General features: G+C 63.2%; 15 protein-coding genes. 8 read left to right on the top strand and 7 right to left on the bottom strand.

What is annotated here, in order from left to right; all coding sequences use genetic code 11:
- The first annotated feature begins 79 nt into the window (after positions 1 to 79).
- The 8 genes from EK416_RS02745 (at position 80) to EK416_RS02705 (ending at position 9,302) form a co-directional block, all read left to right on the top strand.
- The gene (locus EK416_RS02745) at positions 80 to 835 is read left to right on the top strand and encodes an ABC transporter ATP-binding protein (RefSeq protein ID WP_127075944.1); all 756 of its coding nucleotides are present in this window, start codon (positions 80 to 82) and stop codon (positions 833 to 835) included.
- A complete protein-coding gene (locus tag EK416_RS02740) occupies positions 828 to 1,589 on the top strand; it encodes an ABC transporter ATP-binding protein (RefSeq protein WP_245433917.1) in 762 nt (253 codons plus the stop codon). The genes EK416_RS02745 and EK416_RS02740 overlap by 8 nt, the downstream gene beginning before the upstream one ends.
- Positions 1,590 to 1,623: 34 nt before the next feature.
- Entirely contained in the window at positions 1,624 to 2,835 is a 1,212-nt protein-coding gene (locus tag EK416_RS02735) for an ABC transporter substrate-binding protein (protein WP_127075943.1), read from the top strand.
- A gap of 72 nt (positions 2,836 to 2,907) precedes the next feature.
- Positions 2,908 to 4,026, top strand: a complete 1,119-nt coding sequence (locus tag EK416_RS17915) for a branched-chain amino acid ABC transporter permease (protein ID WP_245433916.1) — start codon at positions 2,908 to 2,910, stop codon at positions 4,024 to 4,026.
- Positions 4,026 to 5,075 carry a branched-chain amino acid ABC transporter permease gene (locus EK416_RS02720; RefSeq protein WP_127075942.1) on the top strand — a complete coding sequence of 350 codons (1,050 nt, stop codon included), beginning with the start codon at positions 4,026 to 4,028 and terminating at the stop codon, positions 5,073 to 5,075. Before EK416_RS17915 ends, EK416_RS02720 begins: the two co-directional genes overlap by 1 nt.
- A 901-nt stretch (positions 5,076 to 5,976) precedes the next feature.
- Positions 5,977 to 7,263 carry a hemolysin family protein gene (locus tag EK416_RS02715; protein ID WP_127075941.1) on the top strand — a complete coding sequence of 429 codons (1,287 nt, stop codon included), beginning with the start codon at positions 5,977 to 5,979 and terminating at the stop codon, positions 7,261 to 7,263.
- A 44-nt stretch (positions 7,264 to 7,307) separates the two neighbouring features.
- Entirely contained in the window at positions 7,308 to 8,177 is an 870-nt protein-coding gene (locus EK416_RS02710) for an NAD(P)-dependent oxidoreductase (protein ID WP_127075940.1), read from the top strand.
- Between the two features lie 198 nt (positions 8,178 to 8,375).
- Positions 8,376 to 9,302, top strand: coding sequence for a hypothetical protein (locus EK416_RS02705; RefSeq protein WP_127075939.1), 927 nt, complete (start codon positions 8,376 to 8,378; stop codon positions 9,300 to 9,302).
- Positions 9,303 to 9,365: 63 nt separating this feature from the next.
- On the opposite strand, the gene EK416_RS02700 is transcribed toward EK416_RS02705, so the two are convergent.
- The 7 genes from EK416_RS02700 to ihfB all read right to left on the bottom strand — a co-directional run bounded on the left by EK416_RS02700 (position 9,366) and on the right by ihfB (position 15,472).
- On the bottom strand, positions 9,366 to 10,736 hold the full coding sequence (locus tag EK416_RS02700; RefSeq protein ID WP_127075938.1) for a bifunctional folylpolyglutamate synthase/dihydrofolate synthase: 1,371 nt from the start codon (positions 10,734 to 10,736) through the stop codon (positions 9,366 to 9,368).
- Positions 10,733 to 11,761, bottom strand: coding sequence for an acetyl-CoA carboxylase, carboxyltransferase subunit beta (gene accD / locus EK416_RS02695; RefSeq protein ID WP_127075937.1), 1,029 nt, complete (start codon positions 11,759 to 11,761; stop codon positions 10,733 to 10,735). The genes EK416_RS02700 and accD overlap by 4 nt, the downstream gene beginning before the upstream one ends.
- Positions 11,762 to 11,810: 49 nt before the next feature.
- A complete protein-coding gene (gene trpA / locus EK416_RS02690) occupies positions 11,811 to 12,632 on the bottom strand; it encodes a tryptophan synthase subunit alpha (RefSeq protein ID WP_425376107.1) in 822 nt (273 codons plus the stop codon).
- 30 nt (positions 12,633 to 12,662) lie between these two features.
- On the bottom strand, positions 12,663 to 13,895 hold the full coding sequence (trpB, locus tag EK416_RS02685) for a tryptophan synthase subunit beta (protein ID WP_127075935.1): 1,233 nt from the start codon (positions 13,893 to 13,895) through the stop codon (positions 12,663 to 12,665).
- Entirely contained in the window at positions 13,882 to 14,574 is a 693-nt protein-coding gene (locus tag EK416_RS02680; protein ID WP_127075934.1) for a phosphoribosylanthranilate isomerase, read from the bottom strand. The genes trpB and EK416_RS02680 overlap by 14 nt, the downstream gene beginning before the upstream one ends.
- Before the next feature lie 163 nt (positions 14,575 to 14,737).
- A complete protein-coding gene (locus tag EK416_RS02675; protein ID WP_127075933.1) occupies positions 14,738 to 15,103 on the bottom strand; it encodes a LapA family protein in 366 nt (121 codons plus the stop codon).
- Positions 15,104 to 15,139: 36 nt separating this feature from the next.
- The gene (gene ihfB, locus EK416_RS02670; protein WP_127075932.1) at positions 15,140 to 15,472 is read right to left on the bottom strand and encodes an integration host factor subunit beta; all 333 of its coding nucleotides are present in this window, start codon (positions 15,470 to 15,472) and stop codon (positions 15,140 to 15,142) included.
- Positions 15,473 to 15,476 lie beyond the last annotated feature (4 nt).

Here is a 15,476-nt window from a genome sequence, read left to right as displayed (position 1 = left end):
GTCATACCGCCGCGACTATGGTCGGGGATGACATGGACGCATGGCCGATGCACCTTTCCCGCATGCGTGGGAGAGAACGATGGCCAAAGACGTCGTTTTGCAGACAACGGGCCTGACGAAGGAATTTCGCGGCTTCGTGGCCGTGAACGGCGTCGATCTGAAGGTTCGTCACGGCACCATCCACGCCCTCATCGGCCCGAACGGCGCAGGCAAGACGACCTGCTTCAATCTGCTCACGAAGTTCCTGAACCCGACGCGCGGGACGATCCTCTACAAGGGAGAGGATATCACGAAGACGCCGCCCGCCGATGTGGCGCGCATGGGCCTCGTCCGCTCCTTCCAGATTTCGGCGGTTTTTCCCCATCTCACTGCGCTCGAAAACGTGCGTATCGCACTGCAGCGAAAGCGCGGCGACAGTTTCGATTTCTGGCGCTCCGAGGCCGTCCTGCGCGACCTCGACGGCAGCGCGGGCGAGCTGCTGGAGGCGGTCGGTCTTGGCGACTTCGCCGCGACGCTCGCGGGCGAACTGTCCTATGGCCGCAAGCGCTCGCTCGAAATCGCGACAACGCTTGCCCTCGACCCCGCCGTGATGCTGCTCGACGAGCCGATGGCGGGCATGGCGCATGAGGATGTCGGCCGCATCGCGGCCCTCATCGCGCGGGTTGCGGAAAACCGCACCATCCTCATGGTCGAGCATAATCTCTCGGTCGTGGCCGACCTTTCGGACACGATCACCGTGCTCGCGCGCGGGCGGGTGCTGGCGGAAGGCGATTACGCCACCGTTTCGAAAGATGAACGCGTCATCGAAGCCTATATAGGGGTTGGCCATGCCTGAGCGCGGAAGTCCTGAGCGCGGATTGGCCGAGGCGAAAGCCATCCGGCAGGCGGGGGCTCCGGTGCTGGCGGTTTCCGGCCTCGAAGCCTGGTACGGCGAAAGCCACGTGCTGCATGGCGTGACGTTCGACCTTCGACCGGGCGAAGTGGTCACGCTGCTCGGCCGCAACGGCGCCGGCAAGACAACGACATTGCGCGCGATCATGGGCCTTCTCGCGAAGCGGCAAGGCTCCGTGCTGTTCGACGGCGTGGAAACCATCGCCTTTCCCTCTCGAACCATCGCGCGGCTCGGCATGGGCTACGTGCCGGAAGAGCGCGGCATCTTCGCGAGCCTTTCGGTCGAGGAAAACCTCATGCTGCCGCCCGTGGTCAAGCCGGGCGGCCTTACCGTCGACCGCATCTACGACATGTTTCCGAACATCAAGGAGCGCCGGGGGAGCCAGGGCACAAAGCTTTCGGGCGGTGAACAGCAGATGCTCGCCATAGCCCGTATTCTCCGCACCGGCGCGCGAACGCTGCTTCTCGACGAGCCGACCGAGGGGCTTGCGCCCGTCATCGTTCAGCAGATCGGCCGCACCATCCGCGAGCTGAAGAAGGACGGCTTCAACATCGTGCTCGTCGAACAGAATTTCCATTTCGCGGCCACCGTAGCCGACCGCCATTTCGTGGTCGAGCAAGGCAAGGTGGTCGACATGATTCCGAACGCGGACCTCGAAGCGAACAAGGCGAAACTGCACAGCTATCTCGGCGTTTAGGTCATCATTAAAGTAAAAACGGGAGCGAAAACGCATGAACATCAGGACGGTATTCATCGCGGGAGCGGCATTGCTTTTCGCCGCAACTGCCGTGCATGCCCAGACGCCGGTCAAGATCGGCGTGCTGAACGACCGCTCAAGCCTCTATGCCGATCTCGGCGGCGAAGGCTCGGTCGTCGCCGCGAAGCTCGCGGTCGAGGATTTCAAGGCCGCCGACAAGGGCCTCAAGGTCGACGTCATCGCGGCGGACCATCAGAACAAGTCCGACATCGCGGTGAACACCGCGCGCGAATGGTTCGACCAGCAGGGCGTCGACCTCATCGTCGACACGCCGAATTCCGGCGTCGCGCTGGCGGTGAGCGAGATCGTGAAGGAAAAGAACAAGGTTTTCATCAACTCGGGCGCGGCATCGTCCGATCTCACCGGCGCGAAATGCACGCCGAACACCATCCACTGGACCTACGACACCTGGCAGCTCGCCAACGGCACGGGGTCCGCGATCGTGAAGCAGGGCGGCGACAAGTGGTTCTTCATCACCGCCGATTACGCCTTCGGCCATGCGCTCGAACGCGACACCGCGAAGGTGGTGAAAGACGCCGGCGGCACCGTGCTCGGCTCGGTGAAGGCGCCCCTCAACACACAGGACTTCTCGTCCTTCCTGCTTCAGGCGCAATCTTCGGGCGCGAAAATCGTCGGCCTTGCCAATGCCGGCGGCGACACGATCAACTCGATCAAGCAGGCGTCCGAGTTCGGTATCGTGCAGGGCGGCCAGAACCTCGCGGGCCTGTTGATCTTCCTGACGGACATCCACTCGCTCGGGCTGAAGACGGCGCAGGGCCTTATCTTCACCGCCTCCTTTTACTGGGATCTGAACGACGACACGCGCGCCTTTGCGGACCGCTTCCAGAAGCAGACAGGCCGTAAGCCGACCATGGTCCAGGCTGGCGTCTATTCCGGTGTGCTCCATTATCTGAAGGCGGTGGAGGCGCTGAAAAGTGCGAAGGACGGCGCTGCGGTCGTCACGCAGATGAAGGCGACGCCCACCGACGATCCGCTGTTCGGCAAGGGCGAAGTGCGCGCCGACGGTCGCAAGATCCACGATTCCTACCTTTTCGAGGTGAAGAAGCCCGAAGAATCGAAGGGGCCGTGGGACTATTACAAGCTGCTCGCTACGACGCCGAAGGAAAAGGCTTTCCGTCCGCTTTCGGAAGGCGGCTGCCCGCTCGTAGCCTCGGCTGCGAAGTAACCGCCCGGATTTCGGCAGGACATCGCGGCGCCGTGACGAAAACGGCGCCGCACTTCGCGGAGATGGAAGGCCATGTTCGAACTCATCGGCGTGCCGCCGCAGGCGCTGTTCGGCCAGCTCCTCCTGGGGCTCATCAACGGCTCATTTTACGCGCTGCTCAGCCTCGGGCTCGCGGTGATCTTCGGCCTGCTCAACATCATCAACTTCGCCCACGGCGCGCAATACATGTTGGGCGCCTTCGCGGCGTATCTGCTCCTGAACAACCCGTTTTATTCCATCGGCTACTGGCCCGCGCTGATCCTCGCGCCGGTGATCGTGGGGGGCCTCGGCATGCTGCTTGAGCGGAACCTCATTTCGCAGCTGAACGTGCGCTCCAAGACACGCCCTCTGATCTTCATCGCGAGTTTCGTCGCAACCTTTCTTGCGCTCGCCGCATCGCATTTATCCGGCGGCGCGGTGCCCGATCTCGCCTCGCTCGCCGGTTACAAGCTCGACCCGGCGGCGGCCTACGGCATCGCGGCGATCGGTGCGCTTCTGTTCACCTCGCTTCTTTCCGCGACGAACATGCTGAAGGCGCCCGACGCCGACCAGAACACCGACCATCTCTACGGCCTGCTGCTCACTTTCGGCCTCGCCATCATCATCCAGGGGCTGTTCGTGAATCAATACGGTTCCTCGGGCCTGCCCTATACGATCCCGGACGAACTCAAGGGTGGCCAGAATCTCGGCTTCATGTTTCTGCCGATCTATCGCGGCTGGGTGATCGTGGCCTCGCTCGCCGTCTGCATCGCGACGTGGCTCATCATCGAGAAGACAAAGCTCGGCGCCTATTTGCGCGCGGCGACGGAAAACCCGACCCTGCTGTCGGCCTTCGGCGTGAACGTGCCTCGCCTCGTGACCTTCACATACGGCTTCGGCGTTGCGCTGGCGGGCCTCGCGGGTGTGCTTGCCGCGCCGATCTACTCGGTGAACCCCAACATGGGGGCGGATCTCATCATCGTGGTGTTCGCGGTCGTCGTAATCGGCGGCATGGGCTCGATCCTCGGCGCCATCGTGACGGGCTTCATGCTCGGCATCGTGGAGGGGCTGACGAAAGTCTTCTACCCGGAAGCCGCATCCGTGGTGATCTTCGTCATCATGGCCATCGTGCTGCTGATCAAGCCCGCCGGACTGTTCGGAAGGACCGCCTGATGACTCTCGACCAGCCGCGAATTATCGCCTCACAAGCCGTCCGGCCGTTCGCCGCATCGCCCTCGTTCCTTCACGCCGCGCTGTTCGCCGGGTTGGCGGCGCTGCTGGCGATCCTGCCCGCGCTCGGCCTTTACCCGTTCGTGCTCGCGCAGCTCCTGTGCTTCGCGCTGTTCGCCTGCGCCTTCAACATGCTGCTCGGCTTCGTGGGGCTTCTCTCCTTCGGCCATGCGATGTTCTTCGGCATGGCGTCCTATGTGGCAGCCTATACGGCGAAAAGCGGCCTCGCCTCCCTGCCCTTCTGGCTGCCGGGTGTCGGGCGCTTCGACATCCCGGTCGGCCTTCCGCCCTTCGCGCCAGAGCTTGCGATGCTTACGGGCGCTGCTGTTGCGGCGGTGCTCGGCCTCATCGTGGGCGCGCTCGCCATCAAGCGGCAGGGCATCTATTTCGCGATGATCACGCTGGCGCTCGCGCAGATGGTCTACTTCTTCTCGCTGCAAGCTCCGTTCACGGGCGGCGAGAACGGCATTCAGGGCGTGCCGCGCGGTCATTTCCTCGGCTTCATCGACCTTCGCGACGACATAACACTCTATTATGTGGTCGCAGCGATCTTCTTCGCCGGCTTCCTGCTGATCTATCGCATCATCCACTCGCCGTTCGGGCAGGTGCTGAAGGCCATCCGCGATAACGAGCCGCGCGCGATCTCGCTCGGCTACCGCACCCAGCGCTACAAGCTGACGGTTTTCGTGCTTTCGGCGGGGCTCGCCGGGCTCGCGGGCGGCATGAAGGCCGTCGTGTCGCAGATCGCCACACTCACGGATGTGCACTGGACCATGTCCGGTGAGGTGGTGCTGATGACGCTCGTCGGCGGAATGGGCACGATCTACGGCCCCGTTATCGGCGCGGTCATCATTATCGCGATCCAGACCTATCTCAACAATCTCGGCGCCTGGGTGACGATTGTGCAGGGGACGATCTTCGTCATCTGCGTGATGCTGTTCCGCGAAGGAATCGCAGGCAGGCTGAGCCGCTGGATCAAGCGTCCGCTCTGATCGTTCGATTCGTCCCGAGCGGTTGCCCGAACCTGCCCGGAGGAGGCGCAAATTCCCGCGCCACCCGAATGCGTTAACACGGCGTCAAGGCGCGTTAACGTTTTGTTAAGCCTGTGCGATAACGATAGAATCGCGTTATGCTGAACATCAGTGCTTCACGATTTTCGCCTATAAAGGCCAAGTCGCAGGCACCCTGTAAGGGTAGCGCAGGGTGTTGCGTCCGCGACGGCAAGTGCCGTCGTCGAGTTGCCGCGCAGGCGTGCAGGTTTCGCGCGGGCGAAGACGTCGGCGGCGAAACGTCTCCCGCCTTCCGAATGCCCGCAGAGCCTCCATTCCAGCGCGGAAAGCTGAGCGTGAGGGGGCTCATACGTTCGATCCGGGCTTTCTCCTCGACGACACAGAGCCCAGGGCGACAGTCGGAGGACCGATGCTGAAAGCAGCTCTCGCAGGTCTCTTACGGTACCGTTCGCAGCAGATTTTTGGTGGGGGCGTACGCAGGCGGTGCATGACTCTTCCCGAGAGTGACATTTTCCGAATGCATCAACATCTCTATCCTCCGAGTGGGCGGAGGTAGTTCGAGCCTTCGGGCGGCTCTGGCGGCGAATGCTTCCTTCGGGGTGCTTGCCGTGGACGGGTTCGCCCATGACGCCGGAAGCCGGGTGAAGCCCGGTTTCCAATAAAGGTCTTCCCTTGATTGCACGTATTGTCTGCGGAAATGTCCGAAGGAGAAGACAAATCCAGTCGACAGGCCGACAGCATACCACGTCTATATCTCAAGGCAGTGTGAGCCGGTGTCGTTCAGGGGCGCCGCGATGCGGAAAATTGGCGCTGAACCCATATTTTATTACGGTTGTCGCGAACACCCGCTATAACATCCGTAGAAGCGACACCTCACACATCGATGCCCTGGCCCGAACTCCTCGTCCTCGTCTCTCTAATTTTGCTCAACGCCTTTCTGGTGGCGGCAGAGCTTGCGATCGTCTCATCGCGACCGGCACGACTGCAAAAGTTCGTCAGCGATGGAAAAAAGGGGGCCGTTGCCGCGACCGCTCTCAATGCGGACCCGGGACGCTTCCTTCCCGCAGTACAGATCGGCATCACCTTTGTCGCAATCATATCCGGCGCATATGGCGAGCAGGCTCTCGCACCGAGCTTCACCACCGCGCTCGAAGAGGTGGGCTGGTTCGGCGCGTGGTCCGGGTGGGTCGCGTCTATCATCGTCGTCGTCGTTATCTCATACTTCTCGCTGGTGATCGGCGAACTCGTGCCGAAGAGACTCGCGCTCTCGAACCGCGAGGTCATCGCCTGCTTCGTAGCGCCGACCATGAATGTCTGGGCGACCATTTCGACCCCGATCTCCTACTTTCTTCGCATCTCGACGGATGCCGTGCTTCGGCTCGCGGGCCCGATGAAGGCCGAGCCGGAAATCACCGAGGAAGAAGTGAAGTCGATGATCGCGGAGGGAACGGAAGCGGGCGTGTTCGAAAAGGCCGAGCAGGAAATAATCGAACGCGTGCTGAGCGTCGCCGACCGCTCTGTGCGCTCGATCATGGTGCCCCGGCGAGACATCATCTGGCTGGACGTAAACGATGGCGAAGACGCCATCTTCAACGACATCTTCGCGAGCGGTCATTCGCGCTTTCCCGTGTGCCGCAGCGACGTGGACGAAACGCTCGGGGTTATCCACGCGAAAACGCTGCTTGAACAATGCCGCCATGGCGGCAAGATCAATCTCGAAGCTGCGATCATGGCGCCGCTCTACGTTCACGAGAGCACGAACGTGCTGAAGCTTCTCGAAATGTTCAAGAACACGCTCGTTCACATGGCGATCGTGCTCGACGAACATGGCACCGTGCAGGGTATCGTGACTCCCGCCGACATTCTGGCGGGGATCGCGGGCGAATTGCCGGAAGAAGAAGCCGACATCGGACAGTCCGCCGTTCAACGCGAGGACGGCTCCTGGCTGCTCGACGCGCAGATGCCCGTCTACGAGGTCGAGCGCGTGCTCGACGTGCATGGCATGGCCGTCGATGACGCCGAATATACGACGCTTGCGGGCTTCGTTCTGGCACAGCTCGGACACATTCCGGCGGTGGGCGAGAAGTTCCGCTGGCGCTCATGGGTGTTCGAGGTCATCGATCTCGACGGTCGCCGTATCGACAAGGTGCTCGCGTTCCGCCCCGTGTAAGAACGCGTCGCAGATCGGCCCCCTTAAACTGAAGGAGCGCGCTCGTGAGCAAGGTTGCATTCATCGGACTGGGCGTCATGGGCTATCCCATGGCCGGGCATATCGCCAGGCGCGGCCACGATGTGACGGTCTTCAACCGCACGGCGGCGAAGGCGAACAAATGGGTGGCCGAATTCGGCGGGCGCCAGGCGCCGACACCCGCATCGGCCGCAAGGGACGCGGATTTCGTCTTCTCCTGCGTCGGCAACGACAACGACCTGCGCGAGGTGACGACAGCACCGCAGGGCGCGTTCGGCGCTCTGAAGCCGGGCGCGATCTTCATCGACAACACGACGGATTCGGCCGACGTCGCGCGCGAGCTTTACGCCGCCGCGAAGTCTCACGGCGCGCATTTTCTCGACGCTCCCGTCTCGGGCGGTCAGGCGGGCGCGGAAAACGGCGTCCTGACGGTGATGGTTGGCGGGGACGCGGAAGCCTTCGCCGCCGCGGAGCCTGTCATCGCTTCGTTCGCGCGCGCCGTGAAGCACCTGGGGCCGTCGGGCGCGGGCCAATTGACCAAGATGGTCAACCAAATCTGCATCGCTGGCGTGGTGCAGGGGCTCGCCGAGGCCATCCACTTCGCCCAGAAATCCGGGCTCGACGTAGAGGCTGTGATCGACACGATTTCCAAGGGCGCGGCGCAGTCCTGGCAAATGGAAAACCGCTGGAAAACGATGGACGAGGGCCGTTTCGACTTCGGCTTCGCGGTCGACTGGATGCGGAAGGATCTCGCGATCTGTCTCGACGAGGCCCGTAAAAACGGCGCTCAGCTTCCCCTCGCCGCGCTTGTCGATCAGTTCTATTCCGAGGTGCAGGCGATGGGCGGCAGCCGCTGGGACACGTCGAGCCTCATTGCCCGCCTGAACCGGAAGTGAGCGCGCGTCGGCTGCATTGCCCGGTTTTAACGAGCAGAGAACACAACTTTTGCGTGTTATTTGGTGTTCCAGAAGCAACACTCGCATTCTCGCTGGGGGCCCTTGATCGATATCAACAGGCGCGGTAACGGACTTGCCTTGTTACTCGATAGGCCCCGCATGTAAGCTTGCGCCGGGCTTGGGTCGGGGCATTGTTTCATGCGTATTGCGCACTTTTTTTCCGTCGCCGCTTCATGCGCGCTTGTCGGGCTTGGAGGCTGTACGACTGTTCCCGCACTCAGCCCCATCAACGGCACCGAAGCGCTTGAGGACGGCGGCATCCCGATCAATGAGGTCGTCAAGCGCGTCAAATGCGAGATCTACGATGCGACGCGCGACATTCCGAAGGAATATGCCTGGTTCGAGACCTGGGGCGCGAATGTCGATCTCGACCTGATCGCCAATGAATCTTCCTCCATCACGCCTTCGATCGCGGTGCTCGACCCGTTTACGCAGATCAGAACGGCCACGCTCGGCACATTCTCCAGAGGCTTTTCGCTCGGCCTCGGCGGCGGCGTTGTCACCACCGCTTCGCGGACGGAGAGCGTGAGCTTCTCCATGAACTTTGCGGAGGTGCACGAGCAGCTCAACCCGGCGAGCCGGATCAACCGCCGGGCGGCTTTCGACGATTGCAACCTTCCCAAGGGCCGCGACCTGAACAGCGATCTCGGGCTGCGGCAGTGGATCAAATCGGTGCTCGGCCCGCTTGAAGGCGGCAAGCGTGCCCTGCTCTCGCCCCAACCGAAACAAGGCACGCGGCGTGCCGCACCGCCCGCCTTCACCTGCCGCCAGAGGTCGGGCGTGCCTTCGTCAGACTGCGAGGCGCCGCTGAAGTCGATCACGCACTCGATCGAGTTCAGCGTCGTGAAAAGCGCAAACGTCAGCCCAAGCTGGACGCTGGTCTATTTCAAGGGCCACAATGGCAACAGCTCCTTCGCAAGCGCTGGCCGAACCGATACGCACAGGCTGAAGATCACCCTGGGCCCAAGCGCCGAAACGCGCACGAACGCGAGCACACAGCAAAGCTTGCGCGAGATCGCACCGGCGATCTCGAACGCGGTCGGGCAAACGCTCGGCGCACGATAAGGGGCGAAAATCGCATCCTCAAAAGCGCGACGGCAAGGAAGTCGCTTAAAAACGATCCGAAATTCAGGCGCGCCGTTTTTCGGCGTGAGCCGCGAGCGCCGAACCTGCGAGATAGAGCGAGCCCGCAACGACGATGCGGACCGGGCCTTTCGCAGCGGCCCGGCTTTTCGCGAACGCCTCTTCGAGGCTCCCTGCGGCTTCGGCGGCCAATCCCTCGCGGCGGGCGATGACGGCAAGCTCGTCCGCCGTGTAGGCTGACGACTGTCCCTCGATGCCGACTGTGGCCGTAAGCTCGGGCAAGCCCTGAAAGTGCCGGAGGAAACCGCCCGCATCCTTCGTCGACAGCATGCCGACGATGAGATGAATGGGGCTCGACACGCGTTCTTCGAGGTCGGCGAGCGCGCGCGCGATCACCTCGCCCGCAGCCGGATTATGCCCGCCGTCGACCCATATTTCCGAGCCTTCCGGCGCGAGATCGTGAAGATGGCCCGGACCGAGCCGTTCGAGCCGGGCGGGCCAGACCGCCGATGTGATGCCCTTTGCGATGGCCGCGTCGGACACGTGGAAGCCTTCGAGATTGCGCGCCGTGGCGATGGCGGTGCCCGCGTTCTCGAACTGGTGGCGACCGACGAGTCGAGGAAGCGGCAGGTCGAGCAGGCTTTCTTCGTCCTGATAGACGAGATGCCCCTGCTGCTCGAAAACGTCCCAGCTCGCGCCGCCGGCAATGACGGGCGCTTCGAGGGAAGCGGCGCGCATGGCGATGACGCGCATCGCCTCGTCCGATTGACGCGACACGACGGCCGGGCGACCGCGCTTCAGAATGCCTGCCTTCTCGCCCGCTATAGCCTCGATGGTATCGCCGAGATAGGAGCAGTGATCGAGCGAGATCGAGGTCAGTACCGTTGCCAACGGCTCGTCGATGACGTTGGTGGCGTCGAGCCGCCCCCCGAGTCCCGTTTCGAGAAGGACGATGTCGGCCGGATTTTCCGCGAAGGCCAGAAACGCCGCCGCCGTGGTGATTTCAAAGAATGTGATCGGTTCGCCGCGATTGGCCGCCTCGGTGCGCGCGAGCACATCGGCCAGATGGCTCTCGCCGATCGGCCTGGCGCCGCCCTGCCCCGCAAGCTGAATGCGCTCGTGAAAGCGCAGCAGGTGCGGCGAGGTGAAGACGTGGACGCGATAGCCGGACGCTTCGAGCATCGCCTTCAGGAACGCGACGACCGACCCCTTGCCGTTCGTACCGGCGACGTGGATCACGGGCGGAATGCTGCGATGCGGGTCGCCCAGCGCGCGCAGGAGCCGGTAGACCCGGCCAAGCGAGAGGTCGATGATCTTCGGATGCAGCGTCTGAAGCCGCGCAAGCAGGCTGTCGGAAGGAAAATGCAAGGATATGTCCGAATTGCCAGGGGCGCGATCCTGCCCCGCTCCGCTCATGACGGCGTAGCGGGCGCCTGCGCCTTGGCCAGCTCGGGCGAGGCAGGCGCTGTGGTGGCGGCTGCGATCTGTTCCGCTGTTGCGGGAAGCTTGGCCTCGGGGGCAGCGCCATTCAAATGCCGGGCGTTACCCTCGGCGGAGGAAGCCTCTCCGCGCCCCTTTCCTTCTTCGGCGCGGCGTTCGGCCGAGAGCATCGCGCAGATCCGGGCAAGCGTCTCGCGCAATTCGTGGCGGTGCACCACCATATCGATCATGCCGTGTTCAAGGAGATATTCCGAGCGCTGGAAGCCATCGGGCAACTTTTCCCGAATCGTCTGCTCGATCACGCGCGGCCCCGCGAAGCCGATGAGCGCGCCGGGCTCCGCGATATGGATGTCGCCGAGCATGGCATATGAGGCCGTTACGCCGCCCGTGGTCGGGTTCGTCAGCACCACGATATAGGGAAGGCGCGCGTCGCGGAGGCGTTGCACCGCAACCGTGGTGCGCGGCATCTGCATGAGCGACATGATGCCTTCCTGCATGCGGGCGCCGCCGGACGACACGAAAAGAATGTAAGGCGCCTTCAGCTCGACCGCTTTCATCATGCCGAGGATGATCGCCTCACCCGCGGCCATGCCGAGCGACCCCCCCATGAAGGAGAAGTCCTGCACGCCCGCGACGACCGTCAGGCCGTCGAGCTGACCGACGCCGGTCAGCAGGGCATCCTGCATGCCGGTCTTCGCGCGCGCCTCTTTGATGCGGTCTGCGTAGCGCTTCTCGTCGCGGAATTTCAGGGGATCGGCGGGCACTTCGGGCGATGGCAGAGTTTCGAACTTGCCGTCATCGAAGAAGGATTTCAGCCGCGGCGTCGCACCGATGCGCATGTGATGGCCGGATTGCGGAAAAACGAACTGGTTCGCCTCCAGATCCTTGTGAAAAACCATCTGCCCGGTCTCCGGGCATTTGATCCAAAGGTTCTCCGGCATCTCCCTTTTCTGCCAGAGACCGCTGATCTTGGGGCGGACGACGTTATTGATCCAGTTCACGGCTTTTCACTTTCATCGCCTCGCGCGGGAGGCCATTCCCTTGTTCTGTTCAGGCTGCCTTGAGGCCGGCGGAGAGCTTCTCGACCAGAGTGAGCACTGAGCTTACCGTTAGCTCGGTCGCGCGTCCCTTGTCGTCAAGGCTCTGGGCGATAGTGTCTACCAACGCGGAACCGACGACGACACCGTCGGCAACGCTGGCGATCGCCTTCGCCTGCTCGGGCGTGCGAACGCCGAAACCGACCGCGACGGGTAGCGTGGTCCGCGCCTTGATGCGCGCCACATTCCTGGCGACGGCCTCAAGGTCGGGCGCGCGGGTGCCAGTCACGCCCGTAATCGAAACGTAGTAGACGAAGCCGCTCGTGTTCGCCAGAACGGCGCCGAGACGGTGGTCATCGGTTGTCGGCGTGGTCAGGCGGATGAAGTTCAGTCCGGCGTTGAGCGCCGGGATGCAAAGCTCGTCGTCGGCTTCCGGCGGCGCGTCCACCACGATCAGCCCGTCGACGCCCGCCTCGACCGCGTCGGCGAGGAACCGGTCCACCGGATAGACGTAGATGGGGTTATAGTAGCCCATGAGCACGATGGGCGTCGTCTTGTTCGTCTCGCGGAAGGCGCGCACCATGGCGAGCGTCTTGTGCATGTCCTGGCCCGCGTGAAGCGCCCGCAGCGAGGCCCGCTGGATCGCCGGGCCGTCGGCCATCGGGTCTGAAAACGGCATGCCGAGTTCGATGACGTCCGCGCCCGCCCCCGGAAGACCTTTCAGGATTTCGAGCGACGTGGCGGTATCGGGATCGCCAGCCGTGATGAAGGTGACGAACGCCTTGCGGTCCTGAGCCGCCAGTTCTTCGAAGACTTTCGCGAGCCGATGCATGATCGCCTTGAGCCTTAAAAGCGCGAATGTGCGCTAGATATCCATGCCGAGGTGAGCGGCGACGGCGAAGATGTCCTTGTCGCCCCGCCCGCTCATGTTCATAACGAGGAGATTGTCCGGCGGCAAGGTGGGGGCAAGTTTTGTCACATAGGCGAGCGCGTGCGAGGGCTCCAGCGCCGGGATGATGCCTTCGATCCGCGTGCAAAGCTGGAAAGCGTCCAGCGCTTCACGGTCCGTCGCCGCAACATAGGTCACGCGGCCGGTGTCGCGCAGCCAGCTATGCTCCGGCCCGATTCCCGGATAGTCGAGGCCCGCCGAGATCGAATGTCCTTCGAGAATCTGGCCGTCGCCATCCTGAAGCAGGTAGGTGCGGTTGCCGTGGAGCACGCCGGGAGTACCGCCGTTGAGCGAGGCGCAATGGCCGTTCGGCACATCGAGGCCCTTGCCCGCGGCCTCCACGCCGAACATCTTCACGCTCGGGTCGTCGAGGAAGGGGTGGAAGATGCCCATCGCGTTCGAGCCGCCACCGATCGCCGCAACGAGCGTGTCCGGCAGCCGGCCTTCCGCCGCAAGCATCTGCTCGCGGGTTTCCTTTCCGATCACGGCCTGGAAATCGCGCACCATGGCGGGATAGGGATGCGGGCCCGCGACCGTGCCGATGATGTAGAACGTGTCCTCCACGTTCGACACCCAATCGCGCAACGCCTCGTTCATGGCATCCTTGAGTGTACCTGTGCCCGAGATGACGGGGCGGACTTCCGCGCCGAGAAGCCGCATGCGGAACACGTTCGGCTTCTGCCGCTCGATGTCCGTCGCGCCCATGTAGATCACGCAAGGCAGGCCGAAGCGCGCGGCTACCGTGGCTGTCGCAACGCCGTGCTGGCCAGCGCCGGTCTCGGCGATGATGCGCTTCTTGCCCATGCGCTTCGCCAGCAGGATCTGCCCGAGGCAGTTGTTCACCTTGTGCGAGCCGGTGTGGTTGAGTTCCTCGCGCTTGAAATAGACCTTCGCGCCGCCGAGATGCTGCGTGAGCCGTTCCGCGAAATAGAGCGGGCTGGGGCGTCCGGCGTAGTGGGCGTTGAGGTCCGCGAGTTCCGCATGGAACGACGGATCGGCCTTTGCCGCTTCATACGCCGCTTCGAGTTCGAGGATGAGCGGCATCAGCGTCTCGGCAACGAATCGGCCGCCGTAAAGCCCGAAATGGCCCCTGTCATCCGGGCCGGTGCGATAACTGTTCAGATGCAGCGGCGTTTCAGCGGGGTTCATGTCGATCCTCTTCCGCCGCTGGCGCGGCGACTTGTTCCAGATGTTTGGCGGCGCGGACGAAGCGGGCGACAAGGTCCGGGTCTTTCACGCCCGGCGCGCGCTCGACGCCCGATGAAACGTCGACGCTCCGCGCACCGCTCGTGGCGATGGCAAGGCGCACATTATCAGGGTCAAGGCCGCCGGAAAGCATAAAATCGGGTCTGGGTTGTGCCGTGGCGAGCCACGTCCAGTCGAAGGAGACGCCGTTGCCGCCGGGAAGCGCGTCGCCTGCGCGAGGTGGCGGCGCATCGAACAGCACGATGTCGGCGGCGGGCTCGAAGATCCGCGCCGCTTCGATATCGGCCGGGCTTCCGACCTTCACCGCCTTGATGACGCGCGCGCCGACGCGGCGGCGGATATCGGCCACGCGCTCAACGCCTTCGTGCCCGTGAAGCTGCAAAAAGTCGGGGGCGACGCGCTCCCTGATCGCTTCGAGAAGCGCGTTGTCGGCATCGACCGTCAGCGCAACGATGGCGATGCGCCCGCGTGCGGCCTCGGCAAGACTCGCGGCGCGGTCGAGCGAAACATGGCGCGGGCTCCTGGGAAAGAACACGAGGCCCACATAATCGGCCCCTGCGCCGATTGCTGCCTCAAGCGTATCTTCGGTCGAAAGTCCGCAGATTTTGACGGAGACGGTCATGCTCTCAATACTGCCGTGAAAGACCGGAGTCGGCTTCAGCTCCTCGGACCACGGGACAAACAAAAATCGAAGCCGACAGCTCCCGGCGCGTCCTGGTCTGCCCCTGGACGCGGCTCCCTCATTTTCACCACATCCGAGGCGAGTGTCTTCTCGCGACGACGGCCTAGCGGATGGAGCGAAGCGCGCGCTGTTGGGGCTGCGGCACTGCGCCGGGCTTCGGAAGCGCCTGCTCAAGACCTCGCTTGAGCTTCTCAGCCTCCTGCTTCCAGATCGCCGCCTCCTTGTGCGTCTCGCGGGCCGCCTTTCGCCAATGGCCCTGGCCTAGCCATGCCGCGATCCATCCCCCGATGGCTCCGAGGAACGCCGCGCCGAAGAGGAAGACGTAGAACGGCAAGCTCACCTTGAATGCGATGTCGCGATCGATGAACGGATCGACGATGAAGGACACGTCATGCCTGTTCGCAACGGCAAAGGCGGCGATAATCGCGCCGATGATCAGAAGAAGAACGAAGATGAGGAAACGTTTCATGGATGCATCGGCCGAAGCGGCCGCCTGTCGCCAGAGTTAGGATGCCTTCGCTGCCTTCTTGCGGCCTTTCGGCTTCTCGGCAGGAGCCTCGGGCGGATTAAGCCTGATTCGCAGCTCCTTGCCTGTCTTGAAATACGGAACGAACTTTTCGGGCACGGAGACCTGATCTCCGGTCCTCGGATTGCGGCCGACCCTAGCGGGGCGGTGCTTGACGGAAAATGCGCCAAAGCCGCGCAGCTCGACACGGTCGCCGCGTGTAAGAGCGCCGGTAATTTCCTCGAAAATCACGTTCACGATCTTCTCCACATCCCGGTGCATGAGATGAGGATTTGTCGCGGCAAGTTTCTCTATCAGCTCGGACTTAATCATACAT

It is taken from the genome of Rhodomicrobium lacus (genome assembly GCF_003992725.1).
Classification (GTDB): Bacteria; Pseudomonadota; Alphaproteobacteria; order Rhizobiales; family Rhodomicrobiaceae; genus Rhodomicrobium; species Rhodomicrobium lacus.
This window is presented reverse-complemented; position numbering and strand designations above follow the sequence as displayed.